This window comes from Pseudidiomarina sp. PP-1MA, from assembly GCF_041200125.1.
Lineage (GTDB): Bacteria > Pseudomonadota > Gammaproteobacteria > Enterobacterales > Alteromonadaceae > Pseudidiomarina > Pseudidiomarina fusca.
This window is the reverse complement of the sequence record NZ_CP165718.1, coordinates 266,314-288,662: the sequence shown is the minus strand read 5'-3', so window position 1 is coordinate 288,662 and position 22,349 is coordinate 266,314. Positions and strand designations below refer to the sequence as shown.

The 22,349-nt window shown below is 47.3% G+C and carries 15 protein-coding genes and 1 tRNA gene; 2 read left to right on the top strand and 14 right to left on the bottom strand.

Translation table 11 applies throughout. The annotated features are described in order from the left end of the window. Positions 1 to 2,844, top strand: a complete 2,844-nt coding sequence (uvrA, locus tag AB8S08_RS01355; RefSeq protein ID WP_369743154.1) for an excinuclease ABC subunit UvrA — start codon at positions 1 to 3, stop codon at positions 2,842 to 2,844. 21 nt (positions 2,845 to 2,865) lie between these two features. Further along, on the top strand, positions 2,866 to 3,822 hold the full coding sequence (gene glsA, locus AB8S08_RS01350) for a glutaminase A (RefSeq protein WP_110077074.1): 957 nt from the start codon (positions 2,866 to 2,868) through the stop codon (positions 3,820 to 3,822). 147 nt (positions 3,823 to 3,969) lie between these two features. On the opposite strand, the gene tuf (AB8S08_RS01345) is transcribed toward glsA, so the two are convergent. The 14 genes from tuf (AB8S08_RS01345) to tuf (AB8S08_RS01280) all read right to left on the bottom strand — a co-directional run bounded on the left by tuf (AB8S08_RS01345) (position 3,970) and on the right by tuf (AB8S08_RS01280) (position 22,302). Continuing rightward, positions 3,970 to 5,154, bottom strand: coding sequence for an elongation factor Tu (gene tuf / locus AB8S08_RS01345; RefSeq protein ID WP_110077115.1), 1,185 nt, complete (start codon positions 5,152 to 5,154; stop codon positions 3,970 to 3,972). A gap of 61 nt (positions 5,155 to 5,215) precedes the next feature. Further along, positions 5,216 to 7,339, bottom strand: a complete 2,124-nt coding sequence (gene fusA / locus AB8S08_RS01340; RefSeq protein WP_110077030.1) for an elongation factor G — start codon at positions 7,337 to 7,339, stop codon at positions 5,216 to 5,218. Positions 7,340 to 7,366: 27 nt separating this feature from the next. Further along, a complete protein-coding gene (gene rpsG, locus AB8S08_RS01335; protein WP_110077031.1) occupies positions 7,367 to 7,837 on the bottom strand; it encodes a 30S ribosomal protein S7 in 471 nt (156 codons plus the stop codon). Positions 7,838 to 7,912: 75 nt separating this feature from the next. Further along, a complete protein-coding gene (rpsL, locus tag AB8S08_RS01330; RefSeq protein WP_034777283.1) occupies positions 7,913 to 8,287 on the bottom strand; it encodes a 30S ribosomal protein S12 in 375 nt (124 codons plus the stop codon). Positions 8,288 to 8,688: 401 nt separating this feature from the next. After that, positions 8,689 to 12,918, bottom strand: coding sequence for a DNA-directed RNA polymerase subunit beta' (rpoC, locus tag AB8S08_RS01325; protein ID WP_110077032.1), 4,230 nt, complete (start codon positions 12,916 to 12,918; stop codon positions 8,689 to 8,691). Positions 12,919 to 12,953: 35 nt separating this feature from the next. After that, on the bottom strand, positions 12,954 to 16,982 hold the full coding sequence (rpoB, locus tag AB8S08_RS01320) for a DNA-directed RNA polymerase subunit beta (protein ID WP_313933390.1): 4,029 nt from the start codon (positions 16,980 to 16,982) through the stop codon (positions 12,954 to 12,956). Positions 16,983 to 17,200: 218 nt separating this feature from the next. Beyond that, positions 17,201 to 17,575: a 50S ribosomal protein L7/L12 gene (gene rplL, locus AB8S08_RS01315; RefSeq protein WP_110077034.1), complete on the bottom strand. Its 375-nt coding sequence runs from the start codon at positions 17,573 to 17,575 to the stop codon at positions 17,201 to 17,203. Positions 17,576 to 17,628: 53 nt separating this feature from the next. Next, the gene (gene rplJ, locus AB8S08_RS01310) at positions 17,629 to 18,147 is read right to left on the bottom strand and encodes a 50S ribosomal protein L10 (RefSeq protein ID WP_110077039.1); all 519 of its coding nucleotides are present in this window, start codon (positions 18,145 to 18,147) and stop codon (positions 17,629 to 17,631) included. Positions 18,148 to 18,383: 236 nt separating this feature from the next. Continuing rightward, positions 18,384 to 19,073, bottom strand: coding sequence for a 50S ribosomal protein L1 (gene rplA, locus AB8S08_RS01305; RefSeq protein WP_313933389.1), 690 nt, complete (start codon positions 19,071 to 19,073; stop codon positions 18,384 to 18,386). 1 nt (position 19,074) lies between these two features. Continuing rightward, complete coding sequence (gene rplK / locus AB8S08_RS01300) at positions 19,075 to 19,506, bottom strand: 50S ribosomal protein L11 (RefSeq protein WP_110077036.1); 432 nt, start codon at positions 19,504 to 19,506, stop codon at positions 19,075 to 19,077. A gap of 267 nt (positions 19,507 to 19,773) precedes the next feature. Next, the gene (gene nusG / locus AB8S08_RS01295) at positions 19,774 to 20,319 is read right to left on the bottom strand and encodes a transcription termination/antitermination protein NusG (RefSeq protein ID WP_110077037.1); all 546 of its coding nucleotides are present in this window, start codon (positions 20,317 to 20,319) and stop codon (positions 19,774 to 19,776) included. 3 nt (positions 20,320 to 20,322) lie between these two features. Further along, complete coding sequence (gene secE / locus AB8S08_RS01290) at positions 20,323 to 20,703, bottom strand: preprotein translocase subunit SecE (RefSeq protein WP_110077038.1); 381 nt, start codon at positions 20,701 to 20,703, stop codon at positions 20,323 to 20,325. A 126-nt stretch (positions 20,704 to 20,829) separates the two neighbouring features. Next, positions 20,830 to 20,906 (bottom strand) — tRNA-Trp (locus tag AB8S08_RS01285). A 211-nt stretch (positions 20,907 to 21,117) separates the two neighbouring features. Next, the gene (gene tuf / locus AB8S08_RS01280; protein ID WP_110077115.1) at positions 21,118 to 22,302 is read right to left on the bottom strand and encodes an elongation factor Tu; all 1,185 of its coding nucleotides are present in this window, start codon (positions 22,300 to 22,302) and stop codon (positions 21,118 to 21,120) included. Positions 22,303 to 22,349: the final 47 nt, after the last annotated feature.

Genomic DNA, 22,349 nt, shown 5'->3' with positions numbered 1-22,349 from the left:
ATGGATAAAATTGAGATCCGCGGAGCCCGCACCCACAACTTAAAAAACATCAACGTTACCATACCTCGCGACAAGCTGGTGGTAATCACCGGGTTGTCTGGGTCGGGTAAGTCTTCGTTAGCATTCGATACCCTTTATGCCGAGGGTCAGCGACGCTATGTCGAGTCGTTGTCGGCCTACGCTCGACAGTTTTTGTCGCTGATGGAAAAGCCCGATGTGGATAGCATCGAAGGCCTTAGCCCTGCTATTTCGATTGAGCAGAAATCGACTTCGCACAACCCACGCTCAACGGTGGGCACTATCACCGAGATTTACGACTACCTGCGACTGATGTACGCACGAGTTGGCGAGCCGCGTTGTCCGACTCATGATGTGCCGTTAGCTGCACAAACTATCTCGCAAATGGTGGACCAAGTATTAGCGCTACCTGAAGGCGAGAAACTGATGATTTTGGCGCCTATTATTCAAGATCGTAAAGGTGAGCACACCAAGGTGTTGGATAATTTAGCGGCGCAAGGCTTTATTCGCGCACGTATTGATGGCGAGTTATGTGATTTGAGCGACCCGCCGAAATTAGAGCTACAAAAAAAGCACACCATTGAAGTGGTTGTCGATCGCATTAAAGTACGCGAAGGCTTAGAGCTGCGTTTAGCTGAGTCGTTTGAGACGGCGCTTGAACTCAGTGGCGGTACCGCCATTGTGGCGCCGATGGACGCTGATTCTAAGCTAGACAGCATGATTTTTTCAGCAAACTTTGCCTGCCCACACTGTGGCTATAGCATGCAGGAACTCGAGCCGCGGCTATTCTCGTTTAATAACCCAGCCGGCGCTTGTAGTGTTTGCGATGGCTTAGGCATCGAACAGTTTTTCGACCCCAAAAAAGTGGTTGGCAACCCGGAATTAAGCCTCAGTGGTGGTGCCATTCGCGGCTGGGACAAGCGCAACTTCTATTACTATCAGATGCTCCAGTCGTTGGCTCGACACTATAAGTTCGATTTGAACAAACCGTTCAATAGCCTCAGCGAAGCGCATCAACAAGCGGTGTTGTTTGGTAGCGGTAAAACCGAGATTGAATTTACTTACATGAATGACCGCGGTGATCGAGTTGCTCGCACTCACCCGTTTGAGGGCATCATTCCCAACATGCAGCGCCGCTATCGCGAAACGGATTCGACGGCGGTGCGCGAAGACTTATCTAAGTACCTGGCCTCACAGCCATGTAAAAGCTGTCACGGCACTCGGCTGCGCCTAGAGGCTCGGCATGTGTATGTGAATAATACCACGCTACCAGAAGTCGTTGAACGCTCGATTGGCGGCGCTCTCGAATTTTTCGAGGGGCTACAATTAGAAGGGCAGAAAGCCCAAATCGCTGAGAAAATCCTTAAAGAAATTAATGACCGCTTAGGCTTCTTGGTGAACGTGGGGCTTAATTACTTGAGCCTATCGCGCAGTGCAGAAACTTTATCTGGCGGCGAAGCCCAGCGCATTCGCCTTGCCTCACAAATTGGAGCCGGCTTGGTTGGCGTGATGTATGTGCTCGATGAGCCATCGATTGGTCTCCACCAACGTGACAACGAGCGGCTACTGCGTACCCTGACCCACTTACGCGATTTAGGTAATACGGTCATCGTGGTTGAACACGACGAAGACGCCATTCGAGCTGCAGATCACGTGATTGATATTGGTCCTGGTGCTGGCGTGCATGGCGGCCAAGTAATTGCCCAGGGACATTACGAGGAAATTGTCGCTGACGAAAACTCATTAACCGGCGATTACCTATCTGGCCGTAAAGCGATTGAAGTACCAGCGCAACGGCATCAGCCTGGGGAACATTGGTTAGAGCTCAAAGGTGCCACCGGTAACAACCTGAAAAACGTTGACGTGCAACTGCCCCTAGGCCTAATGACTTGCGTTACTGGAGTTTCTGGCTCAGGTAAATCAACCTTAATTAATGACACTCTGTTTCGTATTGCCCACCGCGAGTTGAATAAAGCGACTACGGGCGAACCGGCACCCTATACTAGTATTGACGGTATGCAGTACTTAGACAAAGTGGTCGACATTGATCAAAGCCCTATCGGCCGTACGCCACGATCGAACCCAGCCACTTATACCGGTATTTTCACCCCAATTCGAGAGTTATATGCAGGCACCGAAGAAGCCCGTTCGCGCGGCTATAAAGTGGGTCGTTTTAGCTTTAACGTGCGCGGCGGTCGCTGCGAAGCCTGCCAAGGCGACGGTGTCATCAAAGTAGAAATGCATTTCTTACCTGACGTGTACGTGCCTTGTGACGTGTGTAAGGGCAAACGTTACAATCGCGAAACGCTAGAAATTAAATACAAAGGTAAGAGCATTCACGAAGTGCTCGATATGACCGTGGAGGACGCGCGTGAATTCTTTGCGCCTATTCCGGCCATTGCTCGCAAACTACAAACCTTGATGGATGTCGGCTTGTCATACATTCGCTTGGGGCAATCAGCAACCACGCTCTCGGGTGGTGAAGCGCAACGGGTAAAATTAGCCCGGGAATTATCCAAACGCGATACCGGCAAAACCTTGTATATTTTGGATGAGCCAACCACCGGCTTGCACTTCCACGATATTCAGCAACTGTTGACAGTACTGCACCGCTTGCGAGATCATGGCAATACCATTGTTATTATTGAGCATAACCTGGACGTGATTAAAACAGCCGACTGGATTATCGACTTAGGGCCCGAGGGTGGCTCAGGCGGCGGTGAGATATTAACCGCCGGTAGCCCCGAGGAGATTGTTAAATGTGAGCGCTCACATACTGCGCGCTTCCTAAAACCACTGTTATCGAGCAATGCCAATAAGGCTTAATAGGAATCATTAGTTCAACCCATGACACACGATGTAATCAGCGGCGGGCAACCAATACATGCTCCTGACAACCTCAAACCACTGCTAGAGGATATTCTGCAGCAGGCCATGTCTGTGAATGACGGTAACGTCGCCGATTACATTCCTGCCTTGGCAGAGGTTAAAGCTGATTACTGCGCGCTGACGGTTGCCACGCTTGATGGCAACGTCACCTCGGTCGGCGATACCAATAAACCCTTTTCCATTCAGTCTATTTCTAAAATTTATGGGCTGATGTTGGCGATGGAACGTCTTGGCGACCCGTTATGGGAACGCGTGCAGATGGAGCCCTCAGGTCAGCCTTTTAATTCAATTGTTCAGCTTGAATGGGAAAAAGGCATTCCGCGTAACCCCATGATCAACGCGGGCGCGATTTTAGTCAGCGATGTGTTAGTTAGCCATTACTCAGCCAGTAAATCGGCATTACTGAGCATGGTTCGGGGTTTGTGCGGCAGTGAAGCGGTGTGCGTCGATTCTCGCGTTCATGAGTCCGAACGTGAACATGGCGCTCGCAACGCTGCACTTGCATACTTGATGAAGAGTTTTAACAATATCGAGTCAGACGTTGAAGAAGTACTCGACCATTACTTCTGGCAATGCGCACTCACTATGAATACCGAACAACTCGCCAGCAGCTTGGCGTTCTTAGCCAACCGCGGTCAATGCCCACGCAGCGGCAAGCAAATCACCTCACATCGTGATGCGCAGCGTATTAATGCACTAATGAGTACCAGTGGCATGTATGATCAGTCGGGGCAATTTGCCTTTACTGTGGGCTTGCCGGCAAAAAGTGGCGTGGGTGGCGGAATTATCGCCATTGTTCCAGACTACGGTGTCATTAGTGCTTGGAGCCCACCGCTAAACAGCTTCGGAAACTCTGCGCGCGGCATGTTTATGATTCGCGAATTGGCAAACCGCCTTGGTCTTAGCGTTTACTAAAGCCGATGCTCGTTATTCGTTGTTCGTCCATTCACTTCGTTCACTGTTCGTACGCTCACTGTTCGAGCAGCGTAGCGTACGAATAACGAACAACGCTTTTAAATTAAAAAAGGGAGCCGAAGCTCCCTTTTTCTTTAATCGCATCAATTAAGCTACGATTTTAGATACTACGCCTGCACCTACAGTACGGCCACCTTCACGGATTGCGAAGCGTAAACCTTCGTCCATCGCGATTGGGTGAATCAACTCTACTACAAACTTCAAGTTGTCGCCTGGCATAACCATCTCTACGCCTTCTGGTAACTGTACTGAACCAGTTACGTCAGTTGTACGGAAGTAGAACTGTGGACGATAGCCTTTGAAGAATGGAGTGTGACGTCCGCCTTCTTCTTTGGTCAATACGTATACTTCTGCTTCGAACTGAGTGTGTGGCTTGATTGAACCTGGCTTCGCTAATACTTGACCACGTTGAATCTCATCACGCTTAGTTCCACGCAACAACGCACCAATGTTCTCACCTGCACGACCTTCGTCTAGCAACTTACGGAACATCTCTACACCAGTTACGATTGTCTTCGTAGTATCTTTGATACCTACGATTTCTACTTCGTCACCAGTACGCACGATTCCGCGCTCTACACGACCAGTTACTACAGTACCACGGCCTGAGATTGAGAATACGTCTTCGATTGGCATGATGAACGGCTTATCGATATCACGCTCTGGCTCTGGGATGTATGAATCCAAAGCTTCTGCCAATTCGATGATTTTCGCTTCCCACTTCTCTTCGCCTTCCAACGCTTTCAACGCTGAACCTTGAATTACTGGTAAGTCGTCACCTGGGAAATCGTACTCAGATAGAAGTTCACGTACTTCCATCTCTACCAATTCCAACAACTCTTCGTCATCTACCATGTCACACTTGTTCATGAATACGATGATGAATGGTACGCCTACCTGACGTGACAACAAGATGTGCTCACGAGTCTGTGGCATTGGGCCGTCAGTCGCTGCTACTACCAAGATTGCGCCGTCCATCTGCGCAGCACCAGTGATCATGTTTTTAACATAGTCAGCGTGTCCTGGGCAGTCTACGTGCGCGTAGTGACGTGATGGAGTGTCATACTCTACGTGTGAAGTTGCGATGGTGATACCACGCGCTTTTTCTTCCGGTGCGTTATCGATTTGATCGAATGCACGTGCTGAACCACCGTAAGTTTTTGCCAATACTGTGGTAATTGCAGCAGTCAGAGTAGTTTTACCGTGGTCAACGTGGCCGATTGTACCTACGTTAACGTGCGGTTTGGAACGTTCAAATTTTTCTTTTGCCATGACTTTTCCTTAACTTAAGTTAAAAGTCCGGTCCTTGGTAGAGAACCGGACCAGACTCTACTTAATCTTTAGTTTGACGAGCAGCAATAACCTGCTCAGCAATGTTGTTTGGTGCTTCAGCGTACTTCAAGAATTCCATTGCATAAGATGCACGGCCCTGAGTCTGCGAGCGCAGGTCAGTAGCGTAACCGAACATTTCTGATAACGGAACTTGAGCACGAACTTCTTTCAAACCACCAGGGCCATCTTCCATACCTTCGATGATGCCGCGACGACGGTTCAAGTCACCTACTACGTCACCCATGAAGTCTTCAGGGGTAACAACTTCAACTTTCATCATTGGCTCTAACAAAGCTGGACGCGCTTGTAATGCACCTTTTTTGAAGGCCATGCTACCAGCAATTTTAAATGCCATTTCTGATGAGTCAACGTCGTGGTATGAACCATCATACAGAGTTGCTTTAACGCCTAGAACTGGGTAGCCAGCAAGTACACCATTTTGCATCTGCTCTTGGATACCTTTATCTACCGCAGGGATGTATTCTTTAGGAACCACACCACCAACAACTTCGTTCACGAACTGATAGTTCGGAGCGTCATCATCGTTTGCGTCAAACTCCATTGGCTCGATACGTAACCAAACGTGACCGAACTGACCGCGACCACCTGATTGACGTACGAACTTACCTTCAACTTCCACTTTCTGACGGATAGTTTCACGGTAAGCAACCTGAGGTTTACCTACGTTACATTCAACTTTGAACTCACGCTTCATACGGTCAACGATGATGTCTAGGTGAAGCTCACCCATACCAGAGATGATGGTTTGACCCGTCTCTTCATCAGTTTTCACGCGGAACGATGGATCTTCAGCAGCCAATTTACCTAAAGCAATACCCATTTTTTCTTGGTCAGCTTTGGTTTTTGGCTCTACTGCAACAGAGATTACTGGCTCTGGGAATTCCATACGCTCAAGCGTAATGATGTGGTTAGGATCACACAAGGTGTCACCAGTAGTCACATCTTTCAAACCGATAGCTGCAGCAATGTCGCCCGCCAAGATCTCTTTGATCTCTTTACGGTCGTTTGCGTGCATCTGTACCATACGGCCGATACGCTCACGCTTGCTCTTCACAGGGTTGTACACGGTATCGCCCTGAGCTAGAACACCCGAGTAAACGCGCAAGAAGGTCAAAGTACCCACGAATGGGTCAGTCGCGATTTTAAACGCCAATGCTGAGAACGGCTCGTCGTCAGATGACTTACGCACGCCTTCAGATTCGTCGTCTAAGATACCGCGAATTGCTTTAACTTCAGTTGGTGAAGGTAAGTATTCAATAACAGCGTCAAGCATCGCTTGAACACCTTTGTTTTTGAACGCAGAACCACACAAGCAAAGAATAATTTCGTTGTTCAGGGTACGTTGACGTAAACCAGCTTTGATTTCAGCTTCAGTCAACTCACCGCCTTCAAGATACTTATTCATCAACTCTTCGTTGGCTTCAGCAGCAGCTTCAATCAACTCGTTGTGCATTTCTTCAGCTTGCTCACGCAACTCAGCTGGAATCTCTTCATAAGTGAAGGTCATGCCTTGATCGGCTTCATTCCAGTTGATCGCTTTCATTTTCACTAAGTCAACAACACCTTTGAAGTTTTCTTCAGTGCCGATGTTTAAGTGAATTGGCACCGGAGTAGCTGCCAAGCGAGTTTTGATTTGACCAACAACACGCAAGAAATCTGCACCAGTACGGTCCATCTTGTTCACGAACACCATACGAGGTACTTCGTATTTGTTCGCTTGACGCCATACTGTTTCAGTTTGCGGCTGTACGCCTGATGATCCACACAAAACAACCACAGCACCGTCAAGTACACGCAGTGAACGTTCTACTTCGATAGTGAAGTCTACGTGTCCTGGAGTATCGATAACGTTGATACGGTGTTCAGGGAACTGCTGGTCCATACCTTTCCAGAATGCAGTAACAGCAGCTGAGGTGATAGTAATACCACGCTCTTGCTCTTGCTCCATCCAGTCGGTAGTCGCGGCACCGTCATGAACCTCACCTAATTTGTGAGACAGACCAGTGTAGAACAACACCCGCTCAGTGGTGGTTGTTTTACCAGCGTCTACGTGAGCACAGATACCGATGTTACGGTACCGCTCAATCGATGTTTGTCGAGCCATAAATTCCTCTTTGGGTTGCTTGTGTTATTACCAGCGGTAATGAGCAAACGCTTTGTTCGCTTCGGCCATGCGGTGAACGTCTTCACGTTTCTTCACTGCAGAGCCTTTGTTTTCTGATGCATCTAACATTTCACCTGCTAGACGCTGAGCCATGGATTTTTCACCCCGAGTACGCGCAGCATCAACTAACCAACGCATAGCCAGTGCATTGCGGCGAACAGGACGTACTTCGATTGGTACCTGATAGGTAGAACCACCTACACGGCGAGATTTAACCTCTACCGTAGGACGTACGTTGTCCAGCGCAGTTTCAAAAATTTCTAAGTGGTCTTTACCTGACTTAGTAGCCAGGATGTCTAACGCACCGTAAATAATCTTTTCAGCGACAGATTTTTTGCCGTCAACCATGACGACATTGATAAATTTAGCCAACAACTCTGATCCGAACTTAGGGTCCGGAAGGATTTTACGTTGACCAATGACGCGTCTTCTTGGCATCTCAATATTCTCCGATTAATTCAGGGTTTAACCCAAAACTTTAATTAACAGTTTGGCCTTACTAACGGAGAACCGTTAAGACTTAGGCCGTTTCGCGCCGTACTTAGAACGAGCTTGGCGACGATCATTTACGCCAGCGCAGTCTAATGCACCACGAACTGTGTGATAACGAACACCTGGCAAGTCTTTTACACGACCGCCGCGGATAAGTACGACTGAGTGTTCTTGCAGGTTGTGACCTTCACCACCAATGTACGAAGATACTTCGTAGCCGTTGGTCAAACGCACACGGCATACTTTACGCAGTGCTGAGTTTGGCTTCTTAGGGGTAGTAGTGTAAACACGGGTACATACGCCGCGTTTTTGTGGGCAAGCCTCAAGTGCCGGAACGTTGCTTTTAACAACCGGCTTTTGACGACCTTTGCGCACCAGCTGGTTAACTGTTGCCATTCATAACTCCTGATTGTGTTGATGTCGCTCAACAGAATGAAAAATCCAAAATTCCCCCGATTAGCTTACTTAGTTTAGATCATAAAAACCGATCCACGGGCTAAGCGCCCTAATATGGGGAGGCCGAATTTTAATGGTCAATAATTGGACTGTCAAGGAAAAGCGTAAGATCAATGACCTTTCGACGCCTCATGGTAGCTAGGTTTTGCGTCAATTAAATGACACAAGGCTAGGCTTTTGGGTGGCTATTCACCAAGTTAGAGCAGCCCTGAAGAGTTTTAGCAGAACTCTTACATGGCCCATCGCTCTTGTCGTTGCCTTTAATAAAAAGGCCAGTCACTTAGACTGGCCTTTTGGGGTGCTGAGGCTACTGATTAACAGTAACCCAAGCGTACTAACACTTATTCAGCTGCATCATCACTATCGATGCTGGCATTCAAGGCGTCAGCTAATTGCTGCTCGGCTTCTTCCGCTGTTACTTTTGGAGCTTCGAATGCAACCGCTGCTTCTGCACGTTTACGTGCACGCTCACGGTGGTATGCGAAACCAGTACCAGCTGGAATTAAGCGACCCACAATAACGTTCTCTTTCAAGCCACGTAATGGATCTTGCTTACCTTGTACCGCTGCTTCGGTTAATACGCGCGTAGTTTCTTGGAACGACGCTGCCGAAATAAACGATTCAGTCGACAATGATGCTTTGGTAATACCTAACAGCTGACGCTCGTAGGTTGCTGGCATCTTACCTTCAGCTTCTGCTTTCGCATTGGCCGCAAGTACTTCAGACAGCTCCATCATTTCGCCTTCAAGCAACTCGGTCTCACCTGGGCTTAGGATAATTGCTTTACGCAACATCTGCCGCACGATGGTTTCGATGTGCTTATCGTTAATCTTAACACCTTGTAAACGGTAAACTTCTTGAACCTCGTTCACAATATAGTTCGCTAACGCACTAACGCCACGTAAACGTAAGATATCGTGTGGAGCTTCTGGACCGTCGGCAATAACTTCACCCTTAGTTACCTGTTCACCCTCAAAGATATTGAGCTGGCGGTACTTAGGAATCATCTCTTCGTACTGATCACCACCTTCCATTGGGGTAATAATCAAACGACGCTTGCCTTTGGTTTCTTTACCGAAACTAACGGTACCTGAAATTTCTGCCAAGATTGCTGGCTCTTTCGGACGACGTGCTTCGAACAAGTCAGCAACGCGCGGTAAACCACCGGTAATATCGCGTGTTTTTGAGCCTTCTTGTGGAATACGTGCAACCGTGTCACCCACTTTCACTTCGGCATTGTCTTCAAGGTTGATAATCGCATTACCTGGCAAGAAGTACTGAGCCGGCATATCGGTACCAACGATATTCACGTCGTTACCTTTCGCATCTACCAACTTCACCATCGGCCGCATGTCTTTACCAGAGCTGGTACGCTGACCGGCTTCTAGGACAACAATGCTCGACAAACCGGTAAGATCATCGGTTTGACGGGTCATGGTAACGCCATCAATCAAGTCAACAAACTTCAGACGACCTGCTACCTCAGTGATGATTGGGTGCGTATGCGGATCCCAATTCGCCACGATTTCGCCGGCTTCAACCGTTTCACCTTCGTTCTTCTTCAATACCGCGCCGTATGGCAGTTTATAGCGCTCGCGCTCACGGCCAAACTCATCAATTAAGGTCAGCTCGGTTGAACGTGAGGTGATAACAATGTGGCTGTCTGAGTTTTCAACGTATTTCGCGTTGTGTAACTTCAGCACACCTTTGTTCTTCACTTGCACGTTGTTCGCTGCAGAGTCTCGTGATGCCGCACCACCGATGTGGAACGTACGCATGGTTAACTGAGTGCCTGGCTCACCGATTGACTGAGCAGCGATAACACCTACTGCTTCACCTTGGTTCACCAAGTGACCGCGCGCTAGGTCGCGACCATAACAGTTAGCACACACACCAAAGTCAGTGTCACAGGTAATAACTGAACGTACTTTTACTTGGTCGACAGAGTTTTGCTCTAACACGTCACACATCTTCTCATCGAGCAGCGTGTTACGCGGAATCAATACGTCGTCGGTACCAGGCATTAGCACGTCGTCACACACAACACGACCTAATACGCGCTCACGCAATGGCTCTACAACATCACCACCTTCAATCAACGGTTTGATGTAGAGGCCTTCTTCGGTACCACAATCGTCTTCAACGATAACAACGTCTTGTGCTACGTCAACTAAACGACGAGTTAGGTAACCCGAGTTAGCTGTTTTCAGTGCGGTATCCGCCAAACCTTTACGAGCACCGTGAGTTGAGATGAAGTACTGAAGTACGTTCAAACCTTCACGGAAGTTAGCAGTGATTGGGGTCTCGATGATTGAGCCATCTGGCTTCGCCATCAAACCACGCATACCAGCTAACTGACGAATCTGTGCCGAGCTACCCCGAGCACCAGAGTCTGCCATCATATAAACCGAGTTAAATGACGCTTGCTGCTCTTCTTCGCCTTGAGCGTTGATCACGGTTTCTTTCGATAAGTTGTCCATCATTGCTTTAGACACTTTCTCGTTGGCCGTAGACCAGATATCGATAACCTTGTTGTACTTCTCACCAGCGGTTACCAAACCTTGCTCGAACTGCTCTTGAATTTCAGCTACTTCTTCTTCTGCTGCATCGATAATATCTTTCTTAGCAGCAGGAATAACCATGTCATCAATACCAACTGACGCACCAGCAATCATTGCATAGTGGAAACCGGTATACATGATTTGGTCAGCAAAGATAACCGTTGGCTTCAAACCTAGGTCACGGTAAGAACGGTTCAATAAACGACCGATTTGTTTCTTACCCATCGCCTGGTTGATCATCTCAAACGGCATACCTTCTGGCAGAATCAGTGACAAGATGGCACGACCAACGGTAGTGTCATAGATGGTAGAGGTATGTGTACGCTCACCTTCTTCACTGATATGTACTTCGGCCAGACGCACTTTTACGCGAGCGTGGAGTGCTGCTGCACCGGCACGATACGCTTTCTCGGCCTCTTTGGCATTTTTAAAGATCATGCCTTCGCCAGGAGCGTTAATTTTATCGCGCGTCATGTAGTAAAGACCCAAAACAACGTCCTGTGAAGGAACGATGATAGGATCACCACTAGCTGGTGACAAAATGTTGTTGGTTGACATCATCAACGCGCGCGCTTCAAGTTGCGCTTCTAACGTTAATGGTAAGTGAACCGCCATTTGGTCACCGTCAAAGTCCGCGTTATAAGCCGCACACACCAATGGGTGCAACTGAATCGCTTTACCTTCAATCAAGACCGGCTCGAACGCCTGGATACCCAAACGGTGCAAGGTTGGTGCACGGTTTAGCATCACTGGATGTTCTTTGATCACTTCGTCTAGCACGTCCCACACTTCTGGGATTTCGCGCTCAACCATTTTCTTCGCTGCTTTGATGGTAGTAGCTAAGCCACGACCTTCTAACTTGCCATAGATAAACGGCTTGAATAGCTCAAGGGCCATTTTCTTCGGTAAGCCACACTGATGCAGACGTAGCTTAGGACCTACAGTAATTACTGAACGGCCTGAGTAATCTACGCGCTTACCAAGCAAGTTTTGACGGAAACGACCTTGCTTACCTTTGATCATGTCAGCCAAAGATTTCAATGGACGCTTGTTGGTGCCAGTAATAGCACGGCCACGACGACCGTTATCCAACAAGGCATCAACCGCTTCTTGCAGCATACGCTTTTCGTTGCGAACAATAATGTCCGGCGCAGCTAGGTCTAACAAACGCTTCAAACGGTTGTTACGGTTGATTACACGACGATATAAATCGTTCAAATCAGAGGTCGCAAAACGGCCACCGTCAAGTGGTACCAACGGACGTAAATCTGGTGGCAACACAGGCAATACTTTTAAGATCATCCACTCTGGCTTATTGCCTGAGTAATGGAATGATTCTAAAAGCTTAAGGCGTTTGCTGATCTTCTTACGCTTGGTTTCAGAATTGGTTTCTGGCAATTCTTCACGTAATTGCTTGATGTCGCCTTCAATATCGATATGTTGTAACAACGACAATACCGCTTCGGCACCCATCTTAGCTTCAAACTCGTCGCCGTGCTCTTCAAGCGCGTCTAAGTAGTCTTCTTCAGACAGGATTTGACCACGCTCTAACGAGGTCATGCCTGCTTCAGTAACCACATAAGATTCAAAATACAGCACGCGCTCGATATCACGCAGAGTCATATCAAGCATCAAACCGATGCGGCTTGGCAGTGATTTCAAGAACCAGATATGCGCAACCGGGCTAGCAAGCTCAATGTGACCCATACGCTCACGACGTACTTTAGTGAGGGTAACTTCAACGCCACACTTCTCACAGATCACACCGCGGTGCTTCAAGCGCTTGTACTTTCCACACAAGCACTCATAGTCCTTCACCGGGCCGAAAATGCGCGCACAGAACAAACCATCACGCTCAGGCTTGAACGTACGATAGTTGATCGTTTCTGGCTTTTTCACTTCACCGAAAGACCAGCTGCGGATCATGTCCGGAGAAGCAAGTCCGATGCGAATCGCATCGAACTCTTCAGTCTGGTTTAACGGCTTTAAAAACTTTAATAAGTCTTTCACGATTTATCTCCTGGCAATTAGCGTCCGGTGGTGTCTCAGTCTTGGTCCAACTCAATGTTGATACCAAGTGAGCGGATTTCCTTCAGCAATACATTGAAGGATTCCGGCATACCTGCTTCCATCCGCAGATCGTTGTCGACAATGTTTTTGTACATCTTGGTACGACCGTTTACGTCGTCCGACTTCACTGTCAACATCTCTTGCAGAGTATAAGCAGCACCGTATGCTTCCAGTGCCCACACTTCCATCTCACCAAAACGCTGACCACCGAATTGCGCTTTACCACCCAACGGCTGCTGAGTAACCAAGCTGTACGAACCGGTAGAACGGGCGTGCATCTTGTCATCAACCAAGTGGTTCAATTTCAGCATGTACATGTAACCTACGGTTACATCACGCTCAAAACGCTCACCAGTACGGCCGTCATACAAAGTAATCTGACCTGATTCTGGTAAATCAGCTAGCTTCAACAAGTCTTTAATTTCGCGCTCTACAGCACCATCGAATACAGGTGTTGCAGTAGGTAAGCCCTTCTTCAGGTTATTTGCCAAGCGCATTACCTCGTCATCGCTGAAGTCATCGATATCAACTTCTTGACGAGTTTCGCCCAACTCATAAACCTTCTTCAAGAACTCACGCATTTCGGCTACTTTAGCGTGCTGTTTCAGCATGTTCTCAATTTTGGTACCGATGCCGCGTGCAGCCATACCCAAGTGAGTTTCAAGGATCTGACCAATGTTCATCCGCGATGGTACGCCCAACGGGTTCAACACGATATCAACCGGCACACCGTGCTCATCGTGTGGCATATCTTCAACTGGCTGAATAGTTGAGATAACACCTTTGTTACCGTGACGACCAGCTAACTTATCACCAGGCTGAATACGACGGCGTACAGCTAGGTAAACTTTAACGATCTTCAACACACCCGGTGCCAAGTCATCGCCTTGCTCGATCTTACGACGCTTGTTCTCAAACTTAGCATCAAAATCATTACGAATTTCTTCGTATTGCTGAGCAATTTGTTCTAGCTGCTGCTGAGCGTCTTCGCTCTTCAGGTTCTGCGTTAACCATTTGCTTTGCTCAAGGCTAGCTAGCTTCGATTCATCGAAACCGTTCGCTAACAACAAGCTACGTGCACGCTCAAAAATACCTTTCTCAAGGATCTTGAACTCGTCGGTTAAGTCTTTCTTAACTTGCTTCAGTTGCATCTCTTCGATGTCTTTAGCACGCTTGTCTTTCTCTACCCCATCACGGGTAAATACTTGAACGTCGATAACAGTACCGGTAACGCCGTTTGGCACACGCAGTGAGCTATCTTTAACGTCTGAAGCTTTTTCACCAAAAATAGCTCGCAACAACTTCTCTTCTGGAGTCAGCTGGGTTTCGCCTTTTGGTGTTACTTTACCTACTAGAATGTCACCGCCTGATACTTCAGCACCAACGAATACAACACCTGAGTTATCAAGTTTGTTCAGCGCTGATTCACCTACGTTAGGGATATCGGCAGTAATTTCTTCAGCACCTAACTTAGTATCACGCGCCACACAGTTCAGTTCTTGAATGTGAATAGTGGTTAAACGGTCTTCTTGTACCACTCGTTCTGAAATCAAAATCGAGTCTTCGAAGTTGTAACCGTTCCATGGCATGAAGGCCACGCGCAAGTTTTGTCCAAGTGCTAATTCACCCATATCGGTTGACGGGCCATCAGCTAGCACGTCGCCGCGCATTACTGGCTCGCCTACGTTAACCGTAGGGGTTTGGTTAATACAGGTGTTCTGGTTAGAACGCGTGTATTTAACCAAGTTGTAGATATCGATACCGGCTTCGCCTGGTACCATCTCTTCTTCATTAACTTTTACAACAATACGGCTGGCGTCGACTTTATCAACCACACCACCACGTTTTGCTACAACCGTCACCCCTGAGTCTACTGCTACGGTACGTTCAATACCGGTACCTACTAACGGCTTATCGGCACGTAATGTTGGTACTGCTTGACGTTGCATGTTCGCGCCCATCAAGGCACGGTTAGCATCGTCATGCTCAAGGAATGGAATTAAGCTTGCCGCAATCGATACGATCTGCTGTGGCGCTACGTCCATATATTGAACTTGCTCTTTTGACATCAGAGTAAATTCGTTTTTGTGACGACAAGGTACTAGGTCATCAACTAACTCACCTTTATCATTCAGGGTAACGTTAGCCTGGGCGATAACAAAGTTGCCTTCTTCAATCGCTGACAAATAGTCTACTTCGTCGGTGACTGCACCATTCTCAATCCGGCGGTACGGAGTTTCTAAGAAACCGTACTCGTTGGTACGAGCAAAGGTAGATAGCGAGTTAATCAAACCGATGTTTGGACCTTCCGGAGTTTCGATTGGACAAACCCGACCGTAATGGGTTGGGTGTACGTCTCGAACCTCAAAGCCGGCGCGCTCACGCGTAAGACCGCCTGGACCTAAAGCAGAAATACGACGCTTGTGCGTGACTTCTGACAATGGGTTGTTTTGGTCCATAAACTGTGACAACTGGCTTGAACCGAAGAACTCCTTAACGGCCGCGCTAATTGGCTTGGCATTGATCAGATCTTGCGGCATGGTGGCATCTAAATCACCAAGGCTTAGGCGTTCTTTAACTGCACGCTCTACCCGTACCAAGCCCACGCGGAATTGGTTTTCGGCCATTTCGCCAACCGAACGAATACGACGGTTACCTAAGTGATCGATATCATCGACGATATCTAAGCCATTACGGATGTCGATAAGCTTTTTCATCACATCAATAATGTCTTCTTTAGTAAGCACACCTGCACCGGTTAAGTCTTCACGACCTAAACGACGGTTGAACTTCATCCGACCGACTGACGATAAATCGTAACGGTCTTCGCTGAAGAACAAGTTTTCAAACAAGGTTTCTGCTGCATCTTTAGTGGGCGGCTCGCCCGGACGCATCATGCGGTAGATTTCTACTAACGCCTCTAAACGAGTATTAGTAGAGTCAATGCGCAAGGTCTCGCTCATGTATGGACCATGATCAAGATCGTTAACAAACAAGGTTTCAAATTTCTTGAACCCTGCTTCACGCAGTTTGGCCAACAATTCAAGGGTTAACTCAGTGTTTGCCGGCGCAATAACCGTGTCAGTGCCTTTTTCTTTGTAATCTTTAGCAAGAACTTTACCGACCAGATATTCTAATGGAACTTCCATTTCTGGGGTGTTCAGGTTAGCGATTTGGTTGATATGGCGCGCAGTAATACGACGACCTTTCTCAACAATCACATCACCTTCATCGTTCTTGATATCAAATTTGGCAGTTTCTCCACGCAGGCGCTCAGGCACCAATTGCATGAATACTTTTTTGTTGCGGAATTGGAAATAAGTAGTCTCGAAGAACATCTCTAAGATTTCTTCGGTATTGTAATCCAAGGCACGCAAAATGATCGATGCCGGTAATTTACGACGGCGATCGATACGAACGAATACGTTGTCTTTCGGGTCAAATTCAAAATCTAACCAAGAGCCACGATACGGAATCACACGAGCGTTATACAACACCTTACCCGATGAATGGGTTTTCCCTTTGTCGTGATCATAGAACACGCCAGGAGAGCGGTGTAGCTGAGAAACGATAACACGTTCAGTACCATTGATAACAAAGGTACCGTTGTCGGTCATCAATGGGATTTCGCCCATATAAACTTCTTGCTCTTTCATGTGCTTAACGGTGCCAGCCGCAGCTTCTTTATCATAGATAACTAAGCGCAGTTTCACCCGCAATGGAGCAGAGTATGTGATGCCACGAATTTGACATTCTTGTACGTCAAAGGTCGGCTCACCTAAGTGATAGCTCACGTACTGCAATTCCGAATTACCTGAATAGGCGGTAATTGGAAATACTGAGCGAAATGCCGCTTCCAGACCGTTATTGCCTTCTGGATCCGGCTCGATGAATTTTTTAAATGAATCTAATTGGATTGACAGCAGGTATGGCACTTCAAGTACATGAGGCCGTTTACCAAAATCCTTACGAATACGTTTTTTCTCAGAGTAGGAGTACGCCATGGGGTTCCTCAGCTAGCTGATTGATGACCCTAACCACCGGAGTAGGAGTCGATGGTTAAAAACAAACTACTTAAAGCTTGTCGTTCCCGTTTTTGTCACCGCGAGCATGCACCCCAATAACGGGCAAAAATGATACATGCTTTACAGCGCAAAAAGGCTGGTAGCAATATTGCCACCAGCCCTAGGCCTAAAAGGCCAAGTTATGTAAGTGGTTAAACTTACTTAACTTCAACTTCCGCACCAGCTTCAGTCAATTCTTTAGCAAGTGCTTCTGCGTCTTCTTTGCTGATGCCTTCTTTAACAGCAACAGGTGCAGACTCAACCATATCTTTAGCTTCTTTCAAGCCAAGACCGGTTGCGCCACGTACTGCTTTGATAGCAGCAACTTTGTTAGCGCCTGCAGCTTTCAAGATTACGTCAAATTCAGTTTTCTCTTCTGCAGCTTCAGCAGCTACAGCTGGGCCAGCAGCTACTGCAACAGCAGCAGATGCGTCAACACCGAATTTTTCTTCAGCTGCTTCAATCAACTCTACCAATTCCATAACTGGCATTTCAGCGATTGCATTCAAAATATCGTCTTTAGTAAGAGCCATAACTCTAAACTCCTGGGTTATAAATTACAAAAAAATGGTTATAAAAACCGCTTCTATTTAGCGTCTTTAATTGCCGACAACACACGCACAAACTTAGTAGGTACTTCGTTAATTGTACGAACGAACTTACTAACAGGCGCTTTGAAGGTTGCAAGCAATTTCGCCAATGCTTCGTCGCGAGTCGGAAGTGAAGCAACTGCTTCAAGCTTATCTGCACCCATCAAACCGTTACCGATTGATAGAGCAGTTACTTTAAGGTGCTTGTTCTGTTTAGCGAAATCTTTGAACAAACGCGCAGCAGAGCCAGGCGCATCCAAAGAGAAGCCGTAGACCAAAGGACCTACAAGTGCCGCATCCATGTCACCAAATTTCGTGTCAGCGAACGCACGCTTAGCTAATGTATTCCGAATAACTTTCAGATACACGCCTTGCTCACGAGCTTGACGACGAAGTTGGGTCATGTCCGCAACTTCCATACCACGATACTCAGCAACAGCGACGGATAGAGCGTTTGAAGCAACTTCGTTAATTTCTTTAACGATTGCCTTTTTTGCTGCTAAACCTAGTGCCACTAGTATCACCTCTTTTTTTGACCCTTTGCGAAAACGCGCCGGGTCATCGTTACACATAGGCAGAAAACCACATTCTGCCACGTTGTCACGGTGAATCTCTTACCCAGAGAGTCTGAGTCGGATATCACCATCTGCGCAGGAAATTAAGTGTCGCTTTAAATCCCGAAGGATGGTCTCGCGATACACCTGCGGTCTTGGATGAGAGCGTTAGCTCCAACCCATAAACCTTTGAAATCTTAGCTTAACGTGCTTTGGTCGATGGCTACGCCAGCGCCCATAGTGGTTGATAAGCTAACTTTCTTAATGTATTGACCTTTAGCTGAAGAAGGCTTAGCTTTCTTCAGAGCAGCTAATAGAGATTCTAAGTTCTCTTTTAACTTATCGTTATCGAAATCAACTTTACCGATAGTAGCATGGATGATACCAGCTTTATCGTTGCGATAACGGATCTGACCAGCTTTAGCGTTTTGTACCGCAGTAGCTACGTCAGGAGTTACGGTGCCAGTTTTAGGGTTTGGCATCAGGCCACGTGGACCTAAGATTTGACCCAGCATACCAACCACACGCATAGCGTCTGGAGAAGCGATAACAACATCAAAGTTCATCTCGCCTTTCTTGATTTGCTCAGCTAAGTCTTCCATACCTACTAAATCAGCACCAGCTGCTTTAGCTTTTTCTACGTTAGCGCCGCTAGTGAATACTGCAACACGAACGTCACGACCAGTACCGTTAGGTAGTACAGTAGCACCACGAACGTTTTGGTCAGATTTACGAGCGTCGATACCCAGATTTACTGATACATCAACGCTTTCTTTGAATTTAGCAGTTGCCAATTCTTTCAACAGGTTGATCGCTTCGTTGATTTCATAATCACGAGCTTCAACTTTCTCACGGATCAGACGAGCGCGTTTAGTTAACTTAGCCATCTTATAGACCCTCCACTTTCAAGCCCATTGCGCGAGCAGAGCCGGCAATAGTACGTACTGCTGCTTCAAGACTAGCCGCTGTTAAGTCAGGCTCTTTGGTCTTAGCAATTTCTTCTAACTGAGCTACAGTTACAGTACCAACTTTATCAGTGTTTGGACGGCCTGAACCACTCTTAATGCCTGCTGCTTTCTTCAACAAGAAGGCTGCCGGAGGAGTTTTAGTGATAAAGGTGAAAGAACGGTCTTCAAAAACGCTGATTTCAACAGGAACCGGAGCGCCTTTTTCAAGTTCGCCAGTTGCTGCGTTAAACGCTTTACAGAATTCCATGATGTTCACACCGTGTTGACCCAATGCTGGACCTACCGGTGGTGATGGGTTAGCTGCACCAGCTGCTACTTGCAACTTGATGATAGCTTTTAACTTCTTAGCCATGTTTTAGCCTCTTGGTTGCGGGTCTAACGCCTCGTAAGTCTAAGAGTTGACTTACTCTAACGGCTCCCCAATATAAAAAGGAGGCGAATTATAGTCCTATTCGCCCCTGATTGCAACTAACGAAGTGCGTTTTTCGTACACTTCGTTGTTCGTACGCTGCGCTGTTCGTGGTTCGTGCGCTTTGCTGTTCGGGGTTCGCGGTTCGAGCAGTGCGAAGCACGGACGAACAGTGAACTAAGTGAACGGACGAATCACGAATAACGGCTGTTACGCTTTTTCTACCTGGCCGAACTCAAGCTCAACCGGCGTGGCGCGACCAAAGATAGAGACCGATACTGTTAAGCGGCTCTTGTCGTAGTCTACGCTTTCTACGGTACCATTGAAGTCAGCAAACGGACCGTCATTAACCCGTACCACTTCGCCCGCTTCAAACAAGGTTTTTGGCTTAGGCTTATCAACCGAGTCTTGCAGGCGATTCAGAATAGTGTCAGCTTCTTTTTGCGTGATTGGAATCGGACGCTCTTGCGTTCCGCCAATAAAACCTAGTACGCGTGGGATAGATTTGACCAAGTGCCAAGCAGCTTCATCCATCGCCATTTCGACTAGTACATAGCCTGGGAAGAATTTGCGTTCGCTTTTCGCACGCTTGCCCGCTTTCATTTCCACAACTTCTTCAGTTGGTACTAAGACTTCACCGAATTTGTCTTCCATACCGTGCATTTTGATATGCTCGCGCAGAGACTCAGCAACACGCTTCTCAAAACCAGAGAATGCTTGAACCACGTACCAACGTTTTTTAATTTGCTCTGCCATTGATTAAAACTCCAATCCGGTAAAGAAGCCAACGACACGAACTAAAATCGCATCCATGCCCCATAAGATTAAAGATACAATTGCGGTCGCAACAACAACAATAATAGTAGTTTGAGTAGCTTCTTGACGCGTTGGCCAAACTACGCGACGAACCTCAGTGCGGCTTTCTTTAGCAAAGCCACGAAACCGACGGCCTTTCGAGGTCATGCCCGCAATAACACCTGCGATAACAACCAACAGCACAACAGCAATCGCACGATAAAGTACTGATACTTGTTCTGTGTAGTAATAGTTACCAAGGACTGCGGCAGCAAGTAAAACGATAGCGACTAACCATTTTAAGGCGTCGAACGAGCTGCTTTGCGTTTCGGTGTTTGCACTCATTATTTAATCCTGTAATTAAAAAGCAAAATCGATATTAGCTATTAGATATTGAATATTAGTTAACGCATAAACTCCGGCCATCGCCTTCTAATATCTAGTATCTAATAGCTAATAGCTGTTTTCTTGTGGCAGGGGTGGAGGGATTCGAACCCCCAACCGTCGGTTTTGGAGACCGCTGTTCTACCAATTGGAACTACACCCCTGCAGGTTCTGTGTATGTGACAGAAACGGACGCTGTATTATACCGATCAAGTGATGTAAAACAAGGGCGTTATTCGTTGTTCGTTATTCGTCCATTCACTTCGTTCACTGTTCGAGCAGCGTAGCGCACGAACAGCGTAGCGTACGAATAACGAACAACGCTTTTAAATTAAAAAAGGGAGCCGAAGCTCCCTTTTTCTTTAACCGCATCAATTAAGCTACGATTTTAGATACTACGCCTGCACCTACAGTACGGCCACCTTCACGGATTGCGAAGCGTAAACCTTCGTCCATCGCGATTGGGTGAATCAACTCTACTACGAACTTCAAGTTGTCGCCTGGCATAACCATCTCTACGCCTTCTGGTAACTGTACTGAACCAGTTACGTCAGTTGTACGGAAGTAGAACTGTGGACGATAGCCTTTGAAGAATGGAGTGTGACGTCCGCCTTCTTCTTTGGTCAATACGTATACTTCTGCTTCGAACTGAGTGTGTGGCTTGATTGAACCTGGCTTCGCTAATACTTGACCACGTTGAATCTCATCACGCTTAGTTCCACGCAACAACGCACCAATGTTCTCACCTGCACGACCTTCGTCTAGCAACTTACGGAACATCTCTACACCAGTTACGATTGTCTTCGTAGTATCTTTGATACCTACGATTTCTACTTCGTCACCAGTACGCACGATTCCACGCTCTACACGACCAGTTACTACAGTACCACGGCCTGAGATTGAGAATACGTCTTCGATTGGCATGATGAACGGCTTATCGATATCACGCTCTGGCTCTGGGATGTATGAATCCAAAGCTTCTGCCAATTCGATGATTTTCGCTTCCCACTTCTCTTCGCCTTCCAACGCTTTCAACGCTGAACCTTGAATTACTGGTAAGTCGTCACCTGGGAAATCGTACTCAGATAGAAGTTCACGTACTTCCATCTCTACCAATTCCAACAACTCTTCGTCATCTACCATGTCACATTTGTTCATGAATACGATGATGAATGGTACGCCTACCTGACGTGACAACAAGATGTGCTCACGAGTCTGTGGCATTGGGCCATCAGTCGCTGCTACTACCAAGATTGCGCCGTCCATCTGCGCAGCACCAGTGATCATGTTTTTAACATAGTCAGCGTGTCCTGGGCAGTCTACGTGCGCATAGTGACGTGATGGAGTGTCATACTCTACGTGTGAAGTTGCGATGGTGATACCACGCGCTTTTTCTTCCGGTGCGTTATCGATTTGATCGAATGCACGTGCTGAACCACCGTAAGTTTTTGCCAATACTGTGGTAATTGCAGCAGTCAGAGTAGTTTTACCGTGGTCAACGTGGCCGATTGTACCTACGTTAACGTGCGGTTTGGAACGTTCAAATTTTTCTTTTGCCATGACAGCCTCTTTTGGACAACGTACGGTGGATTAAACACCAACATTTT